The 22994-nt window shown below is 70.4% G+C and carries 21 protein-coding genes and 1 riboswitch; of the genes, 13 read left to right on the plus strand and 8 right to left on the minus strand.

Annotated elements, in window-relative coordinates:
* Window positions 1-113: 113 nt before the first annotated feature.
* The 3 genes from groL to VGE38_RS02470 form a co-directional block, all read right to left on the minus strand.
* Window positions 114-1742, minus strand: coding sequence for a chaperonin GroEL (gene groL / locus VGE38_RS02460; protein ID WP_331140947.1), 1629 nt, complete (start codon window positions 1740-1742; stop codon window positions 114-116).
* 219 nt (window positions 1743-1961) lie between these two features.
* Window positions 1962-2840, minus strand: coding sequence for an ATP-grasp domain-containing protein (locus VGE38_RS02465; protein ID WP_331140948.1), 879 nt, complete (start codon window positions 2838-2840; stop codon window positions 1962-1964).
* A 9-nt stretch (window positions 2841-2849) separates the two neighbouring features.
* Window positions 2850-3503 (minus strand): TetR family transcriptional regulator, encoded by a 654-nt coding sequence (locus VGE38_RS02470; protein ID WP_331140949.1) that lies wholly within the window; start codon window positions 3501-3503, stop codon window positions 2850-2852.
* Between the two features lie 121 nt (window positions 3504-3624).
* Between VGE38_RS02470 and VGE38_RS02475 the strand changes: the two genes are divergently transcribed.
* The 12 genes from VGE38_RS02475 (at window position 3625) to VGE38_RS02530 (ending at window position 15845) form a co-directional block, all read left to right on the plus strand.
* Window positions 3625-4719 carry a flavin reductase family protein gene (locus tag VGE38_RS02475; protein ID WP_331140950.1) on the plus strand — a complete coding sequence of 365 codons (1095 nt, stop codon included), beginning with the start codon at window positions 3625-3627 and terminating at the stop codon, window positions 4717-4719.
* A gap of 40 nt (window positions 4720-4759) precedes the next feature.
* The gene (locus VGE38_RS02480) at window positions 4760-5875 is read left to right on the plus strand and encodes a fatty acid desaturase family protein (protein ID WP_331140951.1); all 1116 of its coding nucleotides are present in this window, start codon (window positions 4760-4762) and stop codon (window positions 5873-5875) included.
* A 25-nt stretch (window positions 5876-5900) separates the two neighbouring features.
* Window positions 5901-6104, plus strand: coding sequence for a hypothetical protein (locus VGE38_RS02485; protein WP_331140952.1), 204 nt, complete (start codon window positions 5901-5903; stop codon window positions 6102-6104).
* Between the two features lie 139 nt (window positions 6105-6243).
* On the plus strand, window positions 6244-7221 hold the full coding sequence (locus VGE38_RS02490) for a 2-dehydropantoate 2-reductase (protein ID WP_331140953.1): 978 nt from the start codon (window positions 6244-6246) through the stop codon (window positions 7219-7221).
* Window positions 7222-7293: 72 nt separating this feature from the next.
* A complete protein-coding gene (locus VGE38_RS02495) occupies window positions 7294-10251 on the plus strand; it encodes a hypothetical protein (protein ID WP_331140954.1) in 2958 nt (985 codons plus the stop codon).
* A 127-nt stretch (window positions 10252-10378) separates the two neighbouring features.
* On the plus strand, window positions 10379-11515 hold the full coding sequence (locus VGE38_RS02500) for a carboxylate-amine ligase (RefSeq protein ID WP_331140955.1): 1137 nt from the start codon (window positions 10379-10381) through the stop codon (window positions 11513-11515).
* Window positions 11515-12630 (plus strand): amidohydrolase family protein, encoded by a 1116-nt coding sequence (locus VGE38_RS02505; protein ID WP_331140956.1) that lies wholly within the window; start codon window positions 11515-11517, stop codon window positions 12628-12630. Before VGE38_RS02500 ends, VGE38_RS02505 begins: the two co-directional genes overlap by 1 nt.
* A gap of 41 nt (window positions 12631-12671) precedes the next feature.
* Window positions 12672-13409: a hypothetical protein gene (locus VGE38_RS02510; RefSeq protein ID WP_331140957.1), complete on the plus strand. Its 738-nt coding sequence runs from the start codon at window positions 12672-12674 to the stop codon at window positions 13407-13409.
* A gap of 163 nt (window positions 13410-13572) precedes the next feature.
* Entirely contained in the window at window positions 13573-13977 is a 405-nt protein-coding gene (locus tag VGE38_RS02515; RefSeq protein WP_331140958.1) for a hypothetical protein, read from the plus strand.
* Window positions 13978-14045: 68 nt separating this feature from the next.
* Window positions 14046-14939: a slipin family protein gene (locus VGE38_RS02520; protein WP_331140959.1), complete on the plus strand. Its 894-nt coding sequence runs from the start codon at window positions 14046-14048 to the stop codon at window positions 14937-14939.
* 70 nt (window positions 14940-15009) lie between these two features.
* Window positions 15010-15483 carry a nucleotidyltransferase domain-containing protein gene (locus VGE38_RS02525; RefSeq protein WP_331140960.1) on the plus strand — a complete coding sequence of 158 codons (474 nt, stop codon included), beginning with the start codon at window positions 15010-15012 and terminating at the stop codon, window positions 15481-15483.
* The gene (locus VGE38_RS02530; protein ID WP_331140968.1) at window positions 15483-15845 is read left to right on the plus strand and encodes a HepT-like ribonuclease domain-containing protein; all 363 of its coding nucleotides are present in this window, start codon (window positions 15483-15485) and stop codon (window positions 15843-15845) included. Before VGE38_RS02525 ends, VGE38_RS02530 begins: the two co-directional genes overlap by 1 nt.
* 349 nt (window positions 15846-16194) lie before the next feature.
* Here VGE38_RS02530 and VGE38_RS02535 read toward each other — a convergent pair whose 3' ends face one another.
* The 3 genes from VGE38_RS02535 to VGE38_RS02545 form a co-directional block, all read right to left on the minus strand.
* The gene (locus VGE38_RS02535) at window positions 16195-16914 is read right to left on the minus strand and encodes a hypothetical protein (RefSeq protein ID WP_331140961.1); all 720 of its coding nucleotides are present in this window, start codon (window positions 16912-16914) and stop codon (window positions 16195-16197) included.
* A gap of 407 nt (window positions 16915-17321) precedes the next feature.
* Window positions 17322-19025, minus strand: a complete 1704-nt coding sequence (locus VGE38_RS02540) for a bifunctional metallophosphatase/5'-nucleotidase (RefSeq protein ID WP_331140962.1) — start codon at window positions 19023-19025, stop codon at window positions 17322-17324.
* Between the two features lie 212 nt (window positions 19026-19237).
* Window positions 19238-20251 (minus strand): LacI family DNA-binding transcriptional regulator, encoded by a 1014-nt coding sequence (locus VGE38_RS02545; RefSeq protein WP_331140963.1) that lies wholly within the window; start codon window positions 20249-20251, stop codon window positions 19238-19240.
* A 183-nt stretch (window positions 20252-20434) separates the two neighbouring features.
* Here VGE38_RS02545 and VGE38_RS02550 point away from each other — a divergent pair, with 183 nt between their 5' ends.
* Entirely contained in the window at window positions 20435-21208 is a 774-nt protein-coding gene (locus VGE38_RS02550) for a hypothetical protein (protein ID WP_331140964.1), read from the plus strand.
* Between the two features lie 12 nt (window positions 21209-21220).
* On the opposite strand, the gene VGE38_RS02555 is transcribed toward VGE38_RS02550, so the two are convergent.
* Both VGE38_RS02555 and thrC read right to left on the minus strand, forming a co-directional pair.
* Window positions 21221-21505: a MoaD/ThiS family protein gene (locus VGE38_RS02555; protein ID WP_331140965.1), complete on the minus strand. Its 285-nt coding sequence runs from the start codon at window positions 21503-21505 to the stop codon at window positions 21221-21223.
* A complete protein-coding gene (thrC, locus tag VGE38_RS02560; protein ID WP_331140966.1) occupies window positions 21505-22794 on the minus strand; it encodes a threonine synthase in 1290 nt (429 codons plus the stop codon). The genes VGE38_RS02555 and thrC overlap by 1 nt, the downstream gene beginning before the upstream one ends.
* A gap of 11 nt (window positions 22795-22805) precedes the next feature.
* Window positions 22806-22954, minus strand: a riboswitch (SAM riboswitch).
* Window positions 22955-22994: the final 40 nt, after the last annotated feature.

A 22994-nucleotide genomic window follows, 5' to 3' on the forward strand; every position in this document is an offset into this window, starting at 1 on the left:
GCGTCGCACGTCCCGCGCTGGCGCGCGGTCCGTGCCGACGCTCCTCGACCTTGGCGCTGGGGTTGCCCGACAAGAATCGCGAGCAAGCTCGCGCTCTTGCCGGGCAAGGGCGCCTAGAAGTCCATGCCGCCCATGCCGCCGGTGGGGTCGCCCGCCGGGGCGGCCTTCTCCGGCTTGTCGGCCACGACGGCCTCGGTGGTGAGGAACAGCGCGGCGATCGACGCGGCGTTCTGCAGCGCCGAGCGGGTCACCTTGGCCGGGTCGATGATGCCCTCGGCCAGCAGGTCGACGTACTCGCCGGTGGCGGCGTTGAGGCCCTGGCCGGCCGGGAGGCCGGCGACCTTCTCCGCCACGACGCCGCCCTCGAGGCCGGCGTTGATCGCGATCTGCTTCAGCGGAGCCGAGATGGCGACCTTGACGATGTTGGCGCCGGTGGCCTCGTCGCCCTCGAGCTCGAGCTTCTCGAACGCCTTCGCACCGGCCTGGACCAGCGCGACGCCACCACCGGGGAGGATGCCCTCCTCGACGGCCGCCTTCGCGTTGCGGACGGCGTCCTCGATGCGGTGCTTGCGCTCCTTGAGCTCGACCTCGGTGGCCGCGCCGACCTTGATGACGGCCACGCCGCCGGCCAGCTTGGCGAGGCGCTCCTGGAGCTTCTCGCGGTCGTAGTCGGAGTCCGACTTCTCGATCTCGGCGCGGATCTGGTTGACCCGGCCCTCGATCTGGCCGCCGTCACCGGCGCCCTCGACGATCGTGGTCTCGTCCTTGGTGATGACGACCTTGCGGGCCTGGCCGAGCAGCTCGAGGCCGGTGTTCTCCAGCTTGAGGCCGACCTCCTCGGAGATGACCTGGCCGCCGGTGAGGATCGCGATGTCCTGCAGCATGGCCTTGCGGCGGTCGCCGAAGCCCGGAGCCTTGACGGCAACGGACTTGAAGGTGCCGCGGATCTTGTTGACGACCAGGGTCGACAGCGCCTCGCCGTCGACGTCCTCGGCGATGATGACCAGCGGCTTGCCCGACTGCATGACCTTCTCCAGCAGCGGGAGCAGGTCCTTGACGTTCGAGATCTTCTGGTTGGCGATCAGGATGTAGGCGTCCTCGAGGACGGTCTCCATCCGCTCGGGGTCGGTGACGAAGTAGGCGGAGATGTAGCCCTTGTCGAACCGCATGCCCTCGGTGAGCTCGAGGTCGATGCCGAACGTGTTCGACTCCTCGACCGTGATCACGCCCTCCTTGCCGACCTTGTCCATCGCCTCGGCGATGGCGTCGCCGACGGTGGTGTCGCCACCGGCGGAGATCGTCGCGGTGGCCGCGATCTGCTCACGGGTCTCGACGTCCTTGGCCTGGGCGAGCAGCTGCTCGGAGATGGCGGAGACGGCGGACTCGATGCCGCGCTTGAGGCCCATCGGGTTGGCGCCGGCGGCGACGTTGCGCAGACCCTCGCGGACGAGCGCCTGGGCGAGCACGGTGGCGGTGGTGGTGCCGTCACCCGCGACGTCGTCGGTCTTCTTGGCGACCTCCTTGACCAGCTCGGCACCGATCTTCTCGTACGGGTCCTCGAGCTCGATCTCCTTGGCGATGGAAACGCCGTCGTTGGTGATCGTGGGGGCGCCCCACTTCTTCTCGAGGACGACGTTGCGGCCCTTGGGGCCGAGAGTGACCTTGACGGCGTCGGCGAGCGTGTTCATGCCACGCTCGAGGCCGCGCCGGGCCTCCTCGTTGAATGCAATCAGCTTCGGCATAGCTCCTGCGATCCTTCGCGATTCGAAGTTCGTTGGACCCGGTCGGGTGGGTTGCCCGCGACGGACGATCCCGAGACCCGGCGAACCCTTTCTCGCCGGCCTGCGGAACCTCAACGTCACCGTTCCGGTTCTTGTCACTCTCCTGTCGAGAGTGCCAACGTCATGTTTAGCACTCGCCCCGTTCGAGTGCAAGGAGAGGGAGGGCTGTCCCGGGTGCTCTCAGAGGCCGCCCACAGCCGTGCGTACGGCGGCCGCGAACCGCTCCGCGTTGGCCGGGTCGACGTCGAGGTAGAGGCCCGGCTCGATCAGCTCCAGCTCGCTCACGACGAGGCGGCCGTCGTACCGCAGCAGGTCGACGCGACCGTAGGCGAGCGACCCACCGGTGATGCCCTCGGCGACCACCACGGCGCGCTCGGCCACCGCCGCCGCCTCGGGGTCGAGCGGGACGGGTCGGGACCGGCCGCCGTACAGCTCGTGGACCCGGATCTCGGACCCGGCGTCCGCCGGCAGCTTGTCGACCTGGGCGGCAGCGCGACCGCCGGAGCCCCCGCGAAAGACATAGACGCTGGTCTCGCCGCGGGTGCGGACCGACGCGACGAGCGGCTGCACCACCCACGGGGCGGCGACCAGACCCTCGAGCCGGCCGTCGGAGACCGAGTCGACGACGCAGACACCCACGCCGCCGGCGCCGGTGCGCGGCTTGACGACCACGCTTCCCCAGCGGCCGGTGGTGTCGGCGAGCACGGGGACGAGCGTCGCGTCGTCGGCCAGCTCGGTCGGCACCACCGGGAGGTCCGCGGCGGCCAGCTCGCGCAGGTAGGCCTTGTCGGCGTTCCACGCGAAGACGTCGGCTCCGTTGAGCAGCGGCGTCTCCTTCTCGACCGCGCGGGCCCACGCCAGGAACTCCGGCGCGCGACGGTAGTAGTCCCAGGTCGAGCGGACCGCCACCAGGTCGGCGGCCGACCAGTCGACGGACGGGTCGTCCCAGACCGCCCACTCGGCGTCGATGCCGCGGGCCGCCAGCGCCCCGATCAGTGCGTCACCGCCGGTCTCGCCGGCGGGCAGGAGCTGGAAGGTCGCGAGGAGCAGTCGGGTCACAGGCCGAACCTAGCGGCGGCCGGCGACATCCTCGCGATCGGCGGCCGAGCGCCAGTTCAGGGCGCCGACGAGGACCATTCGCAGCTGGGTCCGCGCGGCCGCGGCGACCCGCTCGCCCTGGCGTGGGCCGGCCTCGATCAGCGCCTCGGCGGTGGTGACCATGGCGCTGACGATCAGCGAGGAGAGCACGTTCAGGTCCTCGGTCGACCAGTGCCGGGCGCCCGGGAGTCGCGCGAGGTCGGTGGCGAGCTCGTGCTCGCACAGCTCGATCTCGCGGCGGATCGCGTCGCGCACCACCTTGGGCCCGGCCACGCGCTCGCGCGCGATGAAGGCGAAGTGGGCCTCGTGCCGGCGGACGTGGTCGGCGAGGACGTCGACCGAGTGGTCGGCCACGTCGATGAAGCCGTCGAAGGACTCCGGACGGCGGGCCTCGCGCAGCATCGCCCGCAACGACACGAACGACTCGTCGACCAGCGCCAGGCCGAGGCTGTCGACGGAGTCGAAGTGACGGTAGAACGCGGTCGGGACGATGCCCACCGCCTTGGCGACCTGGCGCAGCGAGACCACGCCGAGCGAGGACTCGGCGGCCAGCTCGAGGGCGGCGTCGAGGATCGCGCGGCGGGTGCGCTCCTTGCGCTCGGCTCGCGACTCGACCTCGTCCACCCCTCCACAGTAGTGCACGGATGTGCACTCATGTGACGCCTCCCTCACGCGGACCTGTTGACACGGCCCGGTCGAGCGCGCGACATTTCTAGTGCACACTCGTTCACTGAAAGGAGTTGGCATGGGCCTCCTCACCCCGGTCCTGCGCTCCCGCGCCGTCGCGGCTCTCACCTCGCCGCACGGCATCGACCGCTACCTCGAGCAGGTCAACCCGATGTGGGCCGCGCACGAGGTGCGCGCCCGCGTGGTCGACGTACGCCGCGAGGTCGACGTGCCAGGTCACCCGGCCGTCACGACGCTCACCCTCCAGCCGACCTCGACCTGGGCCGGCCACCGCGCCGGCCAGCACGTCACGGTCGGCGTCGAGCTCGGCGGACGCCGCGTCACGCGCGTCTTCACCGTCTCCAGCGCGGAGTCCAACGCCGGCGACCGCATCACCCTCACCGTCCGCGCCGACAGCACCGGTCCGGGCAGCGTCTCGCGCTTCCTGGCCGAGGACGCACACCCCGGGACGCTGCTCCACCTGTCCCAGGCGGAAGGCGACTTCACGCTCCCCCACCGGGTGCCGGAGCGGATCCTGCTGGTCTCGGGCGGCTCCGGCATCACCCCGGTGATGTCGATGCTGCGCTCGCTGCAGCGCCGTACCCACCGCGGCCGGATCGCGTTCCTGCACTTCGCGCGCAGCCCCGAGCACGTCATCTACCGCGACGAGCTCGCCGACATCGCGCGGACGGGGTACGGCGTCGACCTGCACGTCCTGCATCCGAGCGAGGGTGACCCCTACGTCTCCCCCGCGTTCCTCGAGCGGCTCGTCCCGGGCTACCGCGACGTCCCCGCCTGGGCCTGTGGGCCGCACTCGCTGATCGAGGCGGTCCAGGCGGCGTACGGGGTCTCGACAAGCTCGACCAACGAAGGTCCGCTCCATGTGGAGTACTTCAAGCCGCCCAAGCCGGTCGGAACCGGTGGCGGCGAGCTGACCTTCGCCCGCTCCGGTCGCACCGTCGCGAACTCCGGCGGGCTGCTGCTCGACCAGGCCGAGGCTGCCGGGCTGCGCCCGGAGTCCGGCTGCCGGATGGGCATCTGCTTCTCCTGCACCGTTCGCAAGACCGACGGGACGGTCCGCAACGTGCTGACCGGCGAGACCTCGTCGGCACCCGACGAAGACATCCGGATCTGCGTGAGCACCGCCGAGGGCGACTGCTCCCTGTCGCTGTGACGCCAGATCCGACGACCCCTCAGACGAGAGGACATCACCAATGACCAGCGTGGAAGCCACCGGCAACCGCCGCCTGACGCCCGACGAGCTCGAGGCCTTCGGCGCCGAGATGGACGCGATTCGCCAGCGCATCGTCGCCGACCTGGGCGAGGAGGACGCGGCGTACATCCGCGGCGTCGTGAAGAAGCAGCGTGCCTTCGAGATGACCGGACGGGCGCTGTTCTACCTGCCCGTCGTCGGGTGGCTGCCGGCCGTCGGCTGCCTGTCGATCGCCAAGATCCTCGACAACATGGAGATCGGGCACAACGTCATGCACGGCCAGTACGACTGGATGGGCGACCCCGACCTCAACTCGCGGATGTACGAGTGGGACAACGTCTGCCCCAGCGAGCAGTGGAAGTACTCCCACAACTACATCCACCACACGTTCACCAACATCCTCGGCAAGGACCGCGACATCGGCTACGGCATCCTGCGGATGGACGAGGACCAGCCGTGGCATCCGTACTACCTGGGCAACCCGGTCTACGCGTTCCTGCTGATGATCTTCTTCGAGTGGGGCGTGGCGATGCACGACCTCGAGGTGGAGAACATCGTGTCCGGCCGCCGCAAGCTGTCGGAGAACAAGGCGCTCCACGCCGGACTGATGCGCAAGGTGAAGCGGCAGGCGCTGAAGGATTATTTGCTGTTCCCCGCGCTGACCGGGCCGCTGTTCCCGCTCACGTTCGTGGGCAACGCGACCGCCAACCTGGTCCGCAACATCTGGGCGTTCAACATCATCTTCTGCGGCCACTTCCCGGCCGGCGTCGCGAGTTTCACGCAGGAGGAGTGCGAGAACGAGACCAGCGGCCACTGGTACTACCGGCAGCTGCTCGGCTCGGCCAACATCACCGGCGGCAGGCTGTTCCACGTCATGACCGGCAACCTGTCGCACCAGATCGAGCACCACCTCTTCCCCGACCTGCCGGCGCGGCGCTACCCCGAGATCGCCGAGGAGGTCCGCGAGATCTGCGAGCGCTACGGCCTGGCCTACAACACCGGCCCGCTGCGCAAGCAGCTCGGCAGTGTCGCGAAGAAGATCGTCAAGCTCGCGCTGCCGAGCCGGCCCCGGCGTACGGTCGAGACGTCCGCCACCTCCGAGCCCCTGGCGGCCTGAGCCCGCATGAGGGGAGACTGGTCGCATGGCTGAGCAGCTGAGCAAGCTCGAGATCGGCAAGGACACCGTCCAGAGCGCCGTCGAGGCGATGGCGTCGACCGCGAACGAGGTCACCGGCATCGTCACCTCCGCCGTCGGCGACGTCGCCCGCTCCCTCGGCGGCCTCGCCACCGAGCTCTTCGAGCTCCGCGACGCCGCCCGCAAGGCGTCCGGCGAGGACGACATCTGACCGCTGGTCGAGCCGCGACCCTTCGTTGGTCGAGCCGCGATTTCTCGTTGGTCGAGCCGCGATTTCTCGTTGGTCGAGCCGGCGAGCGCCAGCGAGCCGTGTCGAGACCACCTGACCGACGCTTCGCTACGGTGCCAGCGTGAAGGTCTGCATCGTCGGCCTCGGCGCGGTCGGCGGGTACGTCGGAGCGCGGCTGGCTAACGCGGGGCTCGAGGTCTCCGCCCTCGCGCGGGGCGCGACGCTCGAGGCCGTGCGCCGGGACGGGCTGATGCTCGTCGAGGGCGAGTCCCGCACCACCGCAGCGATTGACGTCTCCGACAACCCGGCCGACCTCGGTACGCCGGACCTGATCGTGCTCTCGGTCAAGACGCCCTCGCTGCCGTCGGTGGCACCAGCGCTACGTCAGCTGATCGGACCGTCGACGACCGTGCTCTCGATGACCAACGGCGTGCCGTGGTGGTTCTTCGACGGCCTCCCGATCGACAAGCCAGACGTGCCGTCGCTCGATCCGGGCGGCGCGATGGCGGCCGCCGTACCCTCTTCCGCTGTCCTCGGATCGGTCACCCATCTGAGCGCCTCGACGCCGGCGCCCGGGGTCGTGGAGGCGAGGTTCTTCGAGCGGATCGTGGTCGGCGAGCCGTCCGGTGGTGATGCCGACGGCCGCGCCGCGGCGGTCGCCGACCTGCTGCGCCGCGGCGGCTTCGCCGTCGAGGTCTCCGAGCGGATCCAGCGAGACGTCTGGTTCAAGCTCTGGGGCAACATGACGATGAACCCGCTCTCGGCGATCACCGGCGCCACCATGGACGTCCTCCTCGACGACCCCGACGTCCGGGCCTTCGCCAGCCGCTGCATGACCGAGGCGGCCGCCGTCGGATCAGCGATCGGCATCGACGTCGGCATCACGCCCGAGGAGCGTCACACCGTCACCCGCCGTCTCGGCGCCGCCCGGACGTCGATGCTCCAGGACGTCGAGGCAGGCCGGCCTGTCGAGCTCGACGCGCTCGTCACGGTCGTCGTAGAGATCGGGCGCTCGCTGGGCGTCCCCACACCAGACCTGCAATCGTTGCTCGGTCTAGCGCGGGTACAAGCGCAGGTTCGCGGGCTGTACGGTCGATAGCCGTCTAGACCACGCCGCTCACTTGTCGGATCACGGAGCTCCGCGTTCGGTAAAAGTGTCAGCCTGTGCGCCATGCTCCGAACCCCCCACCGCTGGCGGCTCCTGTTGGCCGGCGCGCTCGTGCTGGCACCCCTCCACTTCATCGACACGGCCACCGGCTCCGCGGCGCCCGCGACGCCGCCTACTCCCGGCTCGCTGACCCGGTTCGTGTCGTGGGGCGACGCGGAGACGGCGCTCGGGGAGTACCTCACCGGCCTCTACACCTCCGACCCCGACGGCTCCGACCCGGCGCCGCTCGTCAAGCAGCTGCGTCCATACACCGAGGAGGATGCCAACTCCGGCCTGCAGCGTCCGGTCATCGAGCAGGCCGCGGTCTCCCCGGACGGTCTCCAGGTGGCCGCGTGGGTTCAGGACCTGGACGGCTTCGTCGTCCCAGGCGGCACGCCGCAGGACTCGTTCGAGACGGAGTCCCGCCGCACCGGCGAAGTCCTGGCGCTCTTCAGCATCGACGGCACCTTCGTTCGGGTGCTCGTCGAGAACCGACAGCTCGACCCGTATCGCAACGTCTACGACGACTTCTGGGGCATCACGTGGGTCGATGAGGGCCACGTGCTCGTGTCGGCGTACCGCATCGTGCTGGCCGGTACCGAGGCTGAGACGACTCGCAGCGTGCTGCACAGCATCGACGTCGCGACCGGAGCGGTCGCGAGCGTGATCGCGGTGCAGGACGGCACCCTTGCCGGGCCGTACACCGAGCGTGGCTGGGCCGGCGGCGGCACCATCATGGCGATCTCCAACCGCACTGGCTACGTGTTCCACCCCGGCGACGGCCAGGTCGAGCTCCCCAAAGCGCTGGTCACCGACGACCCCACGCATGAGGGCTACGAGGAGGCGGCGGTCTCGCCGGACGGGCAGCACATCGCCGTGACGTACGGCGGCGAGCGCACCGAGGCCGGCGTGACCGCCCGGCTCGACGTCTTCGACCGCATCGCCCCAGGCACGTGGGACCGCCGCAGCATCTCGATCCCGGGCCAGCTCGAGGCGCGCCACGTCACCTGGTTGCCCTACGACGACTTCGCGGACGCCGAGGTGCTCGTCGACCTGCGCGAGGACCCTGACGCCACCAACGTCGCCGCCGCACTCCGCGTCGGCCCGGGGGTGTCCGACGACGACCGGCTCGCGCGCACCTACCCCGCGGTCGAGGGGTCCTGGGCCTGGCAGCCCGTGACGGTCCCGGCGGCCGGAGCCGCCGATGTGCGCGCCGTGATCAGCGGCACCGACGCGGTGGCTGGGCAGTCGTGGACCGGCACGGTCACGCTCCAGGGTCGCGGCCCGGACACGGCCAGCGACGTACGGCTCGACGTCGAGGTCGACGGCGAGCCGGCCACCGGTCTGGCCGTCGACGGCGGGACCTGCGAGGCCGGCAGCTGCACTATCCCCGATCTCGCCGCGGGCGAGTCCGCCGTCGTCACGATCTCGACGACGTACGCCGCCACCGGCGTCCGGAGCCTCGTGACCACTCTGAGCAGCGCCTCGCCGGACTGGAACGCCGGCAACGACGTGGAGCTGGCGCCCATCCGCGTTCGGACGCCGGAGGCATCCGGAGTGGCCGGCCGGCTCCTGTACCAGACCACGAGCGGCGGCTCGATCGTCACCGGCAACCCCGACGGCACCGGGCAGACCGTCCTGGCGACGCCCGAGGCCGGAGAGGTCTTGGAGGTGCACGAGGTGCACCACCGCACGGGCCTCTTCCTGTGGTCGCGCAGCCAGACGGACGGCGGCGGTGCCGAGTACGTCGTCAGCACGCTGTCCGGTGAGCCGGTCCGGTCGCACACCGTCTCGCAGATTCCGCTCGACTTCGCCGTCTCCCCCGACGGTCGCACCGCCTACTACGTCGAGTTCGTCCGCGAGAACACCCCGGAGAACTTCGACGACGAGTTCCGCCTGATGGAGCTGCGCCTCGACCTGCCCGGGGCCGAGCCGCGGGAGCGCCAGCACTGGAGCGGCTCCCTCGGAAAGAACCTGCGCGTCTCCCCCGACGGGACCCGGCTCGCGTACGTCGTGCAGCCGATCGGCGGCTACATCAACGTCGCGGTCGCCACCGAGCTCGACTTCCGCAAGCCGGTCGTGCTCAATCCGGGTGGCTTCGGAACGATCCGGCCCAACGACGTACCGGCCTGGTCACCCGACTCGGCCACCGTCGCGCTCAGCGTCGGCGAGTTCGGTCCGTACGAGCCCGAAGGGCACGTCGTCGCGTTCCCGTTCACCGACCCGACCCCCACGAGCCTGGCGACGATGGCCGAGAACCTCTGGCTGGGCGACTGGGCCCCCGACGGGACCCGGATCATCCTCGTCGACCTCGGCAAGAGCCACGCCGTGGACGTCAGCACCGGAGCGATCACGCCGCTGCTGGACCGCCCCGCGTGGTGGACCGGTCAGGCAGTGGGGACCACTCCGACCCCCACGGCGACCGCCACCTCGAGCCCCACCTCGGACCCGACCTCGGAGCCGACCTCGGACCCCACCTCGACGGTGACGGCGACCCCCACGGCCACGACGTCACCCACGTCGAGCGCCACCTCGTCCCCGACACCGAGCGCGACCTCGTCGCCCCGGCCGCCGGCACCCGCCCCGGTCGATGTGACGGTGCCGACCACGGCCGTCGCCGCACCGCCGTGCGGTGGTCGCAAGGGTCGCGCCTGCACGAGCTACCTGAAGAGCCCGCGGGCGTGGTCGCGGCTGAGCGGCACCGTCGGCGATGCCGGCGGGTCGGGTGTCGCCAGCGTGACGGTGACGGCGGTGCAGAAGCGCGGCAAGGCCTGGTACGCCTACAACGGCCGCTCCTGGAGCCGGAAGCCCAACGCGGCGAAGGCGTCCGCCGCGGCGAAGGCGCTGCCGGCCACCGTGTCCGGGTCCTCGTGGTCGCTCAAGCTCAAGGGCGTCCGGGCCGGCAAGCTGACCGTCTCCGTGACGGTCGTCGACGGTGCCGGCAACGCCGGGACCTCCTCGATGACCCGCACGCTTCGCTGACGGGCCGCTCCAGCGGGGGCGCGACCTCTATCCCCACTGACCCCATCCGGCCTACGGTGGTCGCGGCGCAGCGCGCACCGTAGGCCGGGGCGAGGCGACGCGAGCGCCGCGATCGGAGGCACCGCGGATGGCCGTGCACGACGTCAGCGCCACGGGCGAGGCCGCCGACGTCGTCGGGGCGTTCCGAGCCGGTGGTGACTTCACCGTGGGCGTCGAGGACGAGCTGCTCCTGGTCGACCGCGAGGGCGAGCTCGTGTCGGGACCGACCGAGTCGATCATCGAGGCGCTCGCTCGGCAGCCGGGCCTGACCAGCCGGGTGGGCCCGGAGATCTACGCGTGCGAGATCGAGTTCGCCACGCCGGTGTGCCGCGACGGCGGCGAGGTCGCGACCGCCCTCGCCAGGTGCCGGGCCGCGTTGCGCGATGTCGGGCAGGACGCCCTCGCCGTCGGCATCCACCCGGCGGCGCCGTTCGGCGAGGTGGCGCTGGTGAGCTCGCCGCGCTACGACGCCATCAAGGCGGAGTACGCCGGCTTCCTGCGCACCGCGACCGCGGCCCTGCAGGTGCACGTGGCCGTCCCCGACGGGGAGGCGATGGTCCGCGCCCTGCGTGGCATCCGTCCATTGCTCCCGGTGCTACGCGGGCTGGCGGCCAGCTCGCCGTTCTGGCACGGCCGCGACTCCGGTCTCGCCTCCGCCCGGGCGGCGGTGCAACGCTCGTACCCGCGCATCGGGGTGCCGCCGGCGTTCGGCAGCTACGACGAGTACCAGTCCCACGCCACGGCGCTCCTCGCGGCGGCCGAGGCACCCGGCCCGACGTACCTGTGGTGGGACGCCCGGCCCCAGCCTGCCCTCGGCACGATCGAGGTGCGGGTGATGGACGCCCAGTGGTCGCTGCCGCGCGTCGCCGGCCTGGTCACGCTGATCCAGGGACTCGTGCGGGCCGCGGTCGAGGACCCGCCACGACACGACCTGCCCGACGGGCTGATCGACGAGAGCGACTTCCGGGCCGTCCGCTACGGCCTGGACGCGCGCATCCTCGACGCGGACGGCCGACTGCGACCGCTGCGCGAGCTTGCCCGGGAGGCGATCGAGCGAGCGGCCGGGGCGCTGGCCGACGTACGCCTCGGCGGGCTGCTCGAGCCGCTCACGGCCGCGCTCGCCGACGAGCCGGAGTACGAACGGCAGCGGCGGGTCCACGCTGCGGGCGGGATGACGGCGCTGCTCGAGGACCTGGTGCGGCGGACCATCAGCGGCGGCGCCTGATGTACGCCGACCAGCTGCTGCGGCCCTGGCTCGACCCGCTTCTGGCGGCCTGGCCGAGCGTGCGGCTCTTCGACGCCCACACCCACGTGGGTGAGCACGATCCGAGCGGGTTCAGCGCGACCCTGGCGGAGCTGCTGGACTCCTGCCGGCTGGCCGGGTCCCGCGCGGTCGTCTTCCCGCTCTCCGAGCCGGAGGGGTACGCCGGCGCCAACCTCCGCTGCGCCCGTGCGGCCGCCGACAGCGCGGGTGCCCTGGTCGCGTTCGCCCGGGTGACGCCGTACGACCGCCCCGCCGAGCGGCTCGAGGAGGCGCTCGCCGACGGCGCGCGCGGGCTGAAGCTGCACCTGTCCAGCGACGAGTTCGTCCTCGACGACCCGCGGCTGCTGCCGGCGCTGTCGATCGCCGACCGTCGGCGGCTGCCGGTCACCGTGCACGCGGGGCCGGAGCTGGCGGGCGTCGGCGAGACGGCGCTCGACGTGTGCCGGCGGTTTCCCGGGCTGCGGATGGTCCTCGCCCATTGCGCGTTGACGGACCTGGCGTGGATCGGCCGACATGTCGGCGGTGTTCCCAACCTGTTCGTCGACACCTCGTGGTGGAGCACCGCCCACCTCATGGCGCTCTTCCGGTCGGTGCCGCCCGGCCGCATCCTGCTGGGCTCGGACCTGCCCTACAGCACTCCCCTCTCGCACGCGGTCACGACGGTGCGCTGCGCGGCCCAGGCGGGACTGGACGAACGGCAGATCGCGTCGGTCGCCGGCGGGCAGCTCGCGTTGCTGCTCGACGGCGAGCCGCTCGACCTCGGCCCACCGCCCGCGGCCGAGGCGCGGCCGGTGAGCCCCGAGCTGGAGGTCCTCGCCGTCACGCTGATGTGCGCGTTGGAACCGCTGCAGCGCGGCGAGCCACCCGGGACCCTGCTCTCGGTGGCGCGGCATGCCTGCAAGGTGCCGGCCGACCATCCCGACGCTCCAGTGGTCGCGTCGGTCGCGCGGCTGCTGGATCTCTACGAGTCGCATCACGACCAGCTGCCGCGGCGCAACCAGTTCGCGCCCGGGTGGGACCTCATCTCCGCGGCGGCCGCCGTCGCGCGTACGCCGGCCGCACCGGTTCCCGCCTGATCGGCCACGAGCGTCGGCGCACGTCACTAGAGTCACCGCCCATGAGCCACTCGCTTCCGCGTCTGCTGCTCGCGCTGGGCGCGAGTCTTCTTCTCGTCCTGCCCATGGGGTCCGTCTCCGCGGCGAAGGCACACCCGTGGTCGGCGTACTTCCCCGCCAAGGGCGTCACGTGCACCTCGGTGACCACCCGCGCCGATGGAACGACCGAGAACCAGAACATCACCGTGGTGGCGAAGACGGCGAAGAAGATCGTGACTCGGGTCCACGGTCAGGGGCGGGCGACCTCGCTGCTCCTGCCCGGCGGCAGGCTGAGGGGCACCAGCTCGATCAGCTACAAGGCGGGCGGAGTACGAGCTCGGGTCACCCTGCTGGCGAACTATCCCTCGCCCGCCAAGCTGATCCGTCACGGCTCCGGAAGCGCGACGATGACGATGGCGATGACACTGCCGCGGCGCATGGCCGAGCTGATACTCAAGAGCGGCAGGACCGTGACCCTGACGGGCAACTACCGCGTGGCGGGGCTGGGGTCGGGCACCGTCACACTCGCCGACGCGGCCGGAACGGCGGTCGCTGCGATCGGCAGCCGCGTGACCCTGCGGTCATTCTCGATCAAGAACGCGAAGCCCGCCGCCGCCCGTGGCCTGCGGCGAGAGTTGCGGCCGCTCTTCGCCTCGCTGTCGCGGACCGACTGGATCGCCCGCGGCCGGGGCACCGTCCTGACCACCGGGACCGACGTGGACGGCGCGGCGCTCACCCAGAGGCAGGTCGGCTGCAGCTGAGGTTCCCTGACGTGCTGCCACCCGGATTGTGACGCAACGCCGTCGCCGCGTGGCGTGACTTCATCGACGCTTCCGGGGTGATCGACCGCGGGACAAGCAGGCGCCAGCATCATCGAATTTGGGTGGGACGCCGGCCCGTCGTACGCGCAAGCATGAGGTCCCAGTGGCGTTCGCGAGGCGAGGCGGTGGAGCGATGGCGTGCGGAGACATACGTCAGGTCAGGGTGAAGATCGTCGTGATCCGTTGGATCTGGTTCATCCCCTACCCGTGGATCGAAGAGCGGATCCGCAACCGATTCGGCTACGACTTCGCCTGGGTCAAGTCGACCAGGTACGGCTTCTTCGAGCACCTTGAAGGCTGCTGCAACGGGCGCCTGCACGTCTGGTACGCCTTCGGTTTCGGCTTCGGCAGCTCCACGTATGTCGGGGTGACGTACACGTTCACCGACCGGCTGTCCGATCACGGCCCGTGTGACGCCGACACCGGCGGCATCGGATCGTTCGCCTCCGGCTTGCGGGCGAGGCGGACGGCACCGTTCACCAGGGCGCGGCGTTCGAAGTCGCCTTAGGGCACCGTGCACCTCCGGAAAATCGACGTACGCTCGAAGTAGGGCATCACTCGTCGCCGGAGGTCGTCATGGACGTCCTGCTGTTCGTCCTCGTGACACTGATCGTTCTCGTCGTCGCGGGCGTGGCAGCCAGCGTCCGCGTGGTCAAGCAGATCGAGCGCGGTGTCGTGTTCCGGTTGGGACGCGTCCAACGAGAGGTGCGACAGCCGGGACTGACCCTGCTGATCCCCGTCGCGGACCAGCTGAAGCGGGTCAACGTGCAGGTGGTGACGATGCCGGTCCCCGCCCAGGACGGGATCACGCGCGACAACGTGACCGTACGCGTGGATGCCGTCGTCTACTTCCGGGTGATCGACCCGAAGCTGGCCGTCATCGAGGTGGAGGACTACCGGTACGCGATCTCCCAGGTGGCGCAGACCTCACTGCGGTCCATCATCGGCAAGAGTGAGCTGGACGATCTGCTGTCCAACCGCGAGCACCTCAACCAGGGCCTCGAGGTCATGCTCGACAGCCCGGCTGCCCCGTGGGGGATCGAGATCGACCGCGTCGAGATCAAGGACGTCGCGCTGCCCGAGGGCATGAAGCGGTCGATGTCGCGTCAGGCGGAGGCCGAGCGGGAGCGCCGCTCGCGGGTCATCACCGCGGACGGGGAGTACCAGGCGTCCCGGAAGCTCGCTCAGGCAGCGGCCGCGATGACGGCTACCCCCGGCGCCCTCCAGCTGCGGCTGATGCAGACGATGGTCGAGGTGGCGGCCGAGAGGAACTCGACCCTGGTGCTGCCGTTCCCGGTCGAGCTGCTCCGCTACTTCGAGGCAGCCGCGCACGCCGCCGACCCGGCGGTGCCGCGGGCGGGCATCCCGGACACACCTGCGGCCGACGCCGAACTGGCGGCGACGGCGGCCCCGCCGGACGGCTCCATCCTGGACATCGCACTCGACGCCGAGCGAGCACGGCTCGAGTGACCGGCACGGCCACCGGCGGGACCGCTTCGTGTGTTACCGAGCGCCAGAACCAGCCTGATAAGGTTTGCTTATGGATCTGGTCGGCGTCTTTTGCGCCGCCCGTCGCGACGAGGAGGTCGCGCGGCTTCGGCGCGCACTGGCCCTTCGCGCGATGGTGGCCAGCGGGATGAGTCAGCGGCAGATCGCCGTCGCGCTCGGGATCACCCAGCCCGCGGTCAGCCAGCAACTGAAGTCCGCACCTGACCTCAGCGACGTGCACCCCCAAGTTCTGCTAGATGCGGCCACACCGATCCTCAAGTCGCTGGCGACCGAACACGGCTACCTGCGACTCGCGGTTTTCGGTTCTGTGGCACGGCGCCAGGCACGCGAGAACTCCGACATCGATCTGCTGGTCGAAGCACCGGAAAGCGCCTCGTCGTTCGACTTCGTCCGCTTCAAACAGCTCCTCGAGCAGGTCCTTGGGCGCGAGATCGACCTCGTCTCCTACGGCGGGCTGAAAGCAAAGCTCGACGACGACATCCGTCGCGAGGCGGTGATGCTGTGATGGACCGCCGGGCGGCCAAGGAGCTGGTGCACATCCTGGGCTGGCTTGAGCGGGTAGGTGACATCAGTCAGCGCGGCAAGGACGCCTACATCGCCGATGAGCTCCTGCAGGAGGCCGGCGACTCGCTCATGATGAAATTGGGCGAGGCGGCCAACCGGCTCTCTCGCCTTGGCATCCTGGCACCCGATGGCGTGGAGTGGGCGCTGGCAGTGGCGAACCGCAACTTCATCATTCATCAGTACGACGAGATCAACCGCGATCTGACCTGGCTCACGCTCTCGCGAGACCTCCCGGGATGGCGCGCATCGCTTGAGCCCCTGTTCGCGGAAGCCGCAAAGGCGATCGAAGCAGCAGCCGACTGATCAGTTCCGCAGACTGTCCCAGCGGTGACGTGCATCCCTGGGCCGCACTCGACGCTCAGAGTGAGCCCAGTCCCGAGGCGTGAGGCGAGTGACGCGGCCGGCCTCAACTACTTCTCGTCGCGGACGCCGTTGTGGGGGCTCTTGCTGACGTTCATATGCGGCCCGTCTGAGTGTCCCGCTTCACGTAGGTTCCGTGGGGGTGCTTGAACTCGCTGCGATTCTTCACAGCGCCACGGCGGAAACCCATAACCACGTCGCGGCCGGATCGATCGGAACGCGGTTGATCCGAACGTCGGGGGCCCTGTCGCAATTTCGTGCCCAGCTGCAACCAGTCGCCACACGACGTCAATCACTCCAAAGCGTAGACTTCGGTCGCGACGGCTTCGAGTCTGGCACCGCTCGATGATGTCGACAAGAACTGTTCTTCGGGGAAAGTAAACGTGCCGTCGATAAGCGTCATCGTTTCGATGGCAGGACCGTCCTCACCCCCGCGGATCTCGTAAGTGATCTCCCATGAACCAGTCGACACGTCCTGGTTGCCGGCATAGTCAGGATCGATCTGCACGGTCACATTGCAGCCGGCGGACCCAAAGCAAGTCTTTTCGCGAGTCTTTATCCCGATCTTGATGTTGCGGGGGGCAATCGCCACGCCTTCACTGACGGCGGGCGCCCCGCCGGCCATTGTCGCCGGCAGCTCGGCAACTAGGGCATCGACTTGGGCTTCCGCGTCGTTCAGTTCGTCGGTCAGGCTAGTGATTTCTTCGCTGTTCGCCCCGAGTTGCTCCTCGGCCTCGGCCAATTTCGCCTCGGTCACATTCCGCTTTTCGACCTCGGCCTTGTATTCCGCAGTGCTCGTTGGGTCGACCGTGGCCCGGCCAACGACGAACGATGCTGTTAGTGCTGCTACGACCAGCGCCCCTACCCCGGCGATGAAGGCCGCGCGGCGTCGCCCCTGGCGGGGCATCGCGGTTGGGCTGTCTGACTCGGCGAATGAGTTCTGCGAACCGAGGCCAGGCGGCGGAGAAGTCGGCGGAGGGCCGACAGGCACGGGAGCGGTCGGTTCAGACATGGTCCAACTCTTTCGGTCAAGGGCCGCCGTGGAGGGCGCGGATCGGGCTCACCCTGCGTGCGAGCCGCATCGTCCCACCGTGAACCGCCGAAACGGGCCAAAACGACGAATCCAGATGCGCAGGCGATGTCGGACGGCGGACCCTGAAGCCCCGGTGGTCGGGTCGGTCGCGCGGCTGCTGGACCTCTGCGACGCCAGCGCGACGAGCTTTGTCGTAGCGCAACCTGTTCGCCCCAGGCTGGGATTTCGTCGCCGCCGCGGCCGTCGTCGCGCGCACACCGGGAGTGCCCGCTCCTGGGTGATCGTCGGTCGTGGTCGGTACGATCAGCTCGACTGAACCGCCCGGAGCGATGAAACCGCTCCACGGAACGCCGCGTCGCACCGTTGCGGATGTCCGGGCACCCCTGTCAGGGAACGAGCGTGATCCGGTTCTGCGGTCCGGGGTTCACGGTGCCGACCGACTCGATGTAGCGGGCGAAGGCGTCGAGGTCGATCTCGCCGACGTACCGGTTGGTGCCGTTGCGGAAGACGCTGTAGCCGTCGCCGCCGTCGGCGAGGAAGTTGTTGACGGTGACGCGGTACGTCGCGGCCGGGTCGATCGGGACGCCGTTGATCCGGACGTCGGACACCTTGCTGCCGGCCGGAGCGGACGCCGAGCGGGTGTAGGTCAGCGACGCCGGGATCTGCAGGATGCCGTTGCCGCCGGCGAACTGCTGCTCCAGCACCGCGTCGATGTCCGCACCCGTGAGGTCCATGGTGACCAGCACGTTCGCGAACGGCTGCACGCTGAACGCCTCGCCGTACGTGATCGGGCCGGCGTTGACGTCCGCGCGGATGCCGCCGGCGTTCATGAAGGACACCACCGCAGGCGCGCCGTTGGCCCACGTCGGACCGGAGGTCGCCCACACCTGGGCGTCGGCGATGACGTCACCCAGCGCCGACTCCCCCGCAGCGTTCGCGGTGCGGGTGATCGGCGCGGTCGCGGTGCCGAGGACTCGGTTCTCGATCGGGGCGGCGATCTCGCCGTACCGGTCGATCAGCGCGGTCACGTCGGAGGCCGGCTCGACGTCGCGGGTGACGATGACGTTGTTGATCGACGCCCCGACGACCTCCTTGCTGGCCCGGCTGATCGTGAGGTCGACGTCGGTCACCAGGCGGCCGACCGAGGCGGCGCCGGTGACCATGATCCCGGTGCCCGCGAGGTCGGGGCAGTTGAGCGCCCAGTTCGTGTGGCCGGTGACGACCAGGTCGATCTCGGGGTCGAAGCGCTTGATGACGTCGACGGCGGGACCGGTCGGGTTGGCGCACGAGTTGACGGTGGACTCGTTGAGGCCGGTGCCGGCGTTGCCGCCCTCGTGCAGCAGCACGACGACCGTCTCGACGCCGGCCTCCTTGAGCACGGGCACCAGCGCGTTGACCGACTCCGCCTCGTCGTGGAAGTCGAGGTTCTGCGTCGCGGCGGCGGTGACGACGCCCGGCGTACCCTCCAGCGTCATGCCGACCACGGCGACGTCGACGCCGGGGAACTCGTGGATGGCGTACGGCGGGAAGATCGTCTCGCCGGTGTCCTTGTAGGTGACGTTGGCCGCCAGGAAGTCGAAGTCGGCGCCCTCGAACCCGTCGCCGCCGAAGCAGCCGTCCACCGGGTGGCAGCCGCCCTCCTGCATCCGGACGAGCTCCTCGGGGCCCTCGTCGAACTCGTGGTTGCCGACGCCGTTGTAGTCCAGGCCCATGAGGTTCATGGCCTCGATGGACGGCTCGTCGTGGAAGATCGCCGAGACCAGCGGAGTGGCGCCGATCAGATCGCCGGCGGAGACGAACAGGGAGTTCGGGTTGGTGGCCTCGAGCTCGCGGACGTGCTGAGCGAGGTACTCCGCGCCGCCGGCCGGCGTGGCGCCGATGCGACCGCCCGAGCTCGTCGAGTCCGGCGGGCGGAGCTGGCCGTGGAAGTCGTTGAGGGCGAGGATCTGGACCTCGGTCGTCGGCGCCCGCTCCTCGCCGCGCCCGCCGTCGGGCCCCCTGCCCGTCTCGGCCGACGCACCCGGCGCCAGCGCCGCGAGCCCCGCGGCCGTCGCTGCTGCGAGCACGACGGTGATGATCTTCTGACGCATGCTGACTCCCCGAAAAGCCGACCTGCTCCGATAGGTGCCGTCACGCTAACCGGCCCGGGCGTCGCTGCGCCATAGATGGAGGGCGTCCCGTGGACGGCGGCCAGGTGTCCCAGGAGCAACACTTTGGGGGCGGCCCTGCGACTTCGGGGGCGTTGCAACGGCCCCGAAGTCGCGGAATCCCCGGGTCACCGGGGATTCCGCGCGCTCCCCAACTACGAGCTCCCCCGGACCACCAGATGGGTGGGGAGGATCCGGACACCGAGATCGGCGGAGGGGTCGTCCACGGCGGCCAGGAGGAGGCGCACCATCTCGCGACCCATCTGGTCGGGCGACTGGTGCACGCTGGTGAGCGGCGGGTGCGTGGAGAGCGCGAGCGGTGAGTCGTCGAAGCCGACCACCGCTACGTCGGACGGCACCGAGCGTCCGGCCTCTCGGAGTACGCCGAGCGCGCCGGCTGCCATCGGGTCGTCGGCGCAGAACACGGCGTCGAGGTCCGGCCGCCGCTCCAGCAGCGCGCGCATCGCCCGCTCACCGCTGGCGAAGGAGAAGTCGCCGGGCTCGACCAGGCTGTCATCGTACCCCACCCCGGCGGCGGCGAGCGCGGCACGGTAGCCCTCGACGCGCTGACGGCCCACGGCCATGTCGGCCGGCCCGGCGATGGTGGCGATCCGGCGTCGGCCACGCTGGAGGAGGTGCTCGACCGCGAGCCGGGCGCCCTGCAGGTTGTCGTTGTCGACGTACCCGGTCTCGACGCCGGGGGTGCTGCCGCCCAGCACGACGGGCAGTCCGGTGGCGCCGATCCGCTCCGGCAGACCGTCGTCGTCGTGGAGGGAGAGCAGGAGTACGCCGTCGACATGCTGCCGGCTGAGGTAGTCCTCGATGTGGCCGGTCCGGTCGGCGGGAGCGATGAGCAGCACCAGCTGCTTGTCGACCGCGGCGAGTTCGGACCCGATCCCGCGCACGACGCCGGCGAAGAACGGCTCCCCGAAGACCCGCTCCTCCGACTCCGCGATCACCAGCGCCACCGCGTCGGTACGGCGGGTGACCAGCGCCCGCGCCGCCCGGTTGGGCACGTAGCCCAGCTCCTTGATCGCCGCCTCGACGGCCGTCCGCGCCCGCTCGGAGACCCGCGCCCCACCGTTGACGACCCGCGACGCCGTGCCGCGTCCGACACCCGCTCGGGCGGCCACGTCCTCCAGTGTCGGACGGGTGTGGGAGGCGGCCATGGCGGTCAGGATAGGGCCGGTGGCGGCTCGCGGGACGTCATACGAGTCGGTCGTCAGAGCGACCAGCTCGTATGACGTCCTCGACGCAGGTGCGCTCGTCACGTCGAGGGAACCACCGCAAACGGCAGGTCGCGGCCGCGCAGGACTGGCAGACTCCGCACACCGCCTTCTCGAGGAGCCGCTGTGGTCCGACGTCTCACTGCTCTGATCTCTGCCCTGACGGCGGGCGTGCTCACCGCCGTACCGGGCGGCGCGCACGCCGCTGGTGGCAGTCCGACCGGCGCACCCCTGAATGTCCTGACGCCCGAGGATCTGATGAACACCTGGGTGCTGGCCGACACCAGACTCTCCGTTGCCATCACCGACTACACCGCGACGACACCGCGCACCTACGCGATCGATATCCTGCGCGCCGACATGCGCTCTCGGACGCAACCGTCCTGGCACCGGCACCTCGACGCCATCCCGGCCACCACGTTCGACATCGCCGTCGCCCCCGGGCAGGTGGTGTGCGTGCGGGCACGAGCAGTCGACGCCCCCGACTCCGCATGGTCGATGAAGCGATGCGCGGTTCGCCCCATCGATGATCGACGCCTCCAGCGTTCCGGGCGGATGCGGACCGTCAAGCGGGCAGAGTTCGCCGACGGACGCGCTCGGCGGCTGGCACCGGGGGCCCGCCTGCGCGCGCACCGCGTCCCTCGTGGCTGGCAGTACGGATTCGTCGTGGGCGGAGGACACGTCGGCGGCCGCTTCGAGTGGCCATGGGTGAGGCAGGCGGGGAATCTGCAGCAGACGTATGAGATGGCCAGCGATCCCGTGCAAGGCCAGTCGTTCCAGTTCAAGACCGCCAACCGGGACAGTCGCGCAATCGTCCAGGGAGCCGACACCGACAGCGGGTACTTCTCCAAGCCGGTCGGCGGCTTCGCGATGCGGCCGGACTGGGCCGCGACTCCCTGAGTCCGCAGGAGGTCAGCCGCCGGCGACCGCGGGGATGACCGACACCTGCGCGCCGTCGGGGGTCGGGGTCGCGAGGCCGTCGAGGAAGCGGACGTCCTCGTTTCCGACGTACACGTTGACGAACCGGCGCAGGTTGCCGTTGTCGTCGAGGATCCGGGCCCGGATGCCGGCGTACTGCGTCTCGAGGTCGTCGAGCACCTCGGTCAGCGTGGCGCCGGAGGCGGTCACCTCGGACGCGCCGCCGGTGTAGGTGCGCAGGATCGTGGGGACCCGGACGGAGACGTTGCGGTCGGGCATCAGGCGATCCCGGTCGCGGCGAAGGCGGCGTACGTCGGCGCGATGGTGGCCCGCGCCCCGACCTGGCCCGACACCGCGTCGAGGGTCTTCAGGCCGTGGCCGGTGTTGATGACGACCGTCTCGAGCGTGGGGTCGAGCTGACCGCTCGCGACGAGCTTCTTCAGCACGCCCACGGTGGTGCCGCCGGCGGTCTCGGTGAAGATGCCCTCGGTGCGCGCCAGCAGCACGATCGCCTCGCGCACCTCCTCGTCGGAGATGTCCTCCACGGCTCCGCCCGTCTCGCGGCAGATGTCGAGGACGTAGATGCCGTCGGCCGGGTTGCCGATCGCCAGCGACTTGGCGATGGTGTCGGGCTTGACCGGGCGGATGGCGTCGACGCCCGCCTTGTAGGCGACCGAGACCGGCGAGCAGCCGGTGGCCTGGGCCCCGAAGACCCGGTAGGGCTTGTCCTCGACGAGACCGAGCTTGATCAGCTCCTGGAACGCCTTGTGCACCTTGGTCAGCTGCGTGCCGGAGGCGACGGGGATGACGATCTGGTCGGGCAGCCGCCAGCCGAGCTGCTCGGCGATCTCGTAGCCCAGGGTCTTGGAGCCCTCGGCGTAGAACGGGCGGACGTTGACGTTGACGAACGCCCAGCCGTCCTCCTCGCCCGCGATCTCGGAGGCGAGCTTGTTGACGTCGTCGTAGTTGCCGTCCACGGCGACCAGCGAGTCGGTGTAGACCGCGGAGTTCACCTGCTTGGGCTTCTCGAGGTTGCTCGGGATGAACACGACGGTGCGGATGCCGGCGCGGGCACCGGCCGCGGCGACCGCGTTGGCCAGGTTGCCGGTGGACGGGCAGGCGAAGACCTTGGCGTCGAGCTCGCGGGCGGCACTGAGGGCGCAGGCGACGACGCGGTCCTTGAAGGAGTTGGTCGGGTTGGTCGAGTCGTCCTTGACCCACAGCTTCTCCAGCCCGAGCTCGCGAGCGAGGTTGCGGGCCTGCAGCAGCCGGGTGAAGCCGGGCTCCATGTTGGGGCTCTGCTCGATGTCGGCCGGCACCGGCAGCAGCGCCTTGTAGCGCCAGATGTTGCGCGGACCGGCCTCGATCTCCTCGCGGGTCACGGTCGGGAAGTCGTAGGCGACCTCGAGGGGTCCGAAGCACTCCGGACACGCGTAGTGCGGGCCCAGCTCGACCTCGTGGCCGCACTCGCGACAGGAGAGGGCGCGGGCGTTGCCGAAGGCGCCCTCGCGGATCACGACGCCGGCGGTCTCGGTGGTGCCGATGGTCTCGACGGTGGCAGCGCTCATGGAAGTCCTCCTCCTCATCTTCCCCGGGCGCGTACCTCGCGCACGGGACGGAAGTGGCACCGTTTCCACGAACCGCTTCCGGCTGGCTGCCGGGGGCGGAGGTACGTGGCGGTTGCCGGGACGTCGTCGGGCCGTATCCCTCAGTCCCTCGTGATGAGCTGTCAGGAACTGTACGGCGGGGTGGGCCACCCCACCGAACC

Source organism: Nocardioides sp. (assembly GCF_036405735.1).
Classification (GTDB): domain Bacteria; phylum Actinomycetota; class Actinomycetes; order Propionibacteriales; family Nocardioidaceae; genus Nocardioides.

Bases quoted from the DNA above. Each gene is read 5' to 3' on its own strand.
- VGE38_RS02485 (WP_331140952.1), top strand. From the start codon at position 5,901: ATGGCTGAGCAGCTGAGCAAGCTCGAGATCGGCAAGGACACCGTCCAG.
- VGE38_RS02545 (WP_331140963.1), bottom strand. From the start codon at position 20,251: ATGGCCGCCTCCCACACCCGTCCGACACTGGAGGACGTGGCCGCCCGA.
- thrC (WP_331140966.1), bottom strand. From the start codon at position 22,794: ATGAGCGCTGCCACCGTCGAGACCATCGGCACCACCGAGACCGCCGGC.
- VGE38_RS02500 (WP_331140955.1), top strand. From the start codon at position 10,379: ATGGCCGTGCACGACGTCAGCGCCACGGGCGAGGCCGCCGACGTCGTC.
- VGE38_RS02525 (WP_331140960.1), top strand. From the start codon at position 15,010: ATGGATCTGGTCGGCGTCTTTTGCGCCGCCCGTCGCGACGAGGAGGTC.
- VGE38_RS02495 (WP_331140954.1), top strand. From the start codon at position 7,294: ATGCTCCGAACCCCCCACCGCTGGCGGCTCCTGTTGGCCGGCGCGCTC.
- VGE38_RS02505 (WP_331140956.1), top strand. From the start codon at position 11,515: ATGTACGCCGACCAGCTGCTGCGGCCCTGGCTCGACCCGCTTCTGGCG.
- VGE38_RS02475 (WP_331140950.1), top strand. From the start codon at position 3,625: ATGGGCCTCCTCACCCCGGTCCTGCGCTCCCGCGCCGTCGCGGCTCTC.
- VGE38_RS02530 (WP_331140968.1), top strand. From the start codon at position 15,483: ATGGACCGCCGGGCGGCCAAGGAGCTGGTGCACATCCTGGGCTGGCTT.
- VGE38_RS02540 (WP_331140962.1), bottom strand. From the start codon at position 19,025: ATGCGTCAGAAGATCATCACCGTCGTGCTCGCAGCAGCGACGGCCGCG.
- VGE38_RS02555 (WP_331140965.1), bottom strand. From the start codon at position 21,505: ATGCCCGACCGCAACGTCTCCGTCCGGGTCCCCACGATCCTGCGCACC.
- VGE38_RS02535 (WP_331140961.1), bottom strand. From the start codon at position 16,914: ATGTCTGAACCGACCGCTCCCGTGCCTGTCGGCCCTCCGCCGACTTCT.
- VGE38_RS02480 (WP_331140951.1), top strand. From the start codon at position 4,760: ATGACCAGCGTGGAAGCCACCGGCAACCGCCGCCTGACGCCCGACGAG.
- groL (WP_331140947.1), bottom strand. From the start codon at position 1,742: ATGCCGAAGCTGATTGCATTCAACGAGGAGGCCCGGCGCGGCCTCGAG.
- VGE38_RS02510 (WP_331140957.1), top strand. From the start codon at position 12,672: ATGAGCCACTCGCTTCCGCGTCTGCTGCTCGCGCTGGGCGCGAGTCTT.
- VGE38_RS02520 (WP_331140959.1), top strand. From the start codon at position 14,046: ATGGACGTCCTGCTGTTCGTCCTCGTGACACTGATCGTTCTCGTCGTC.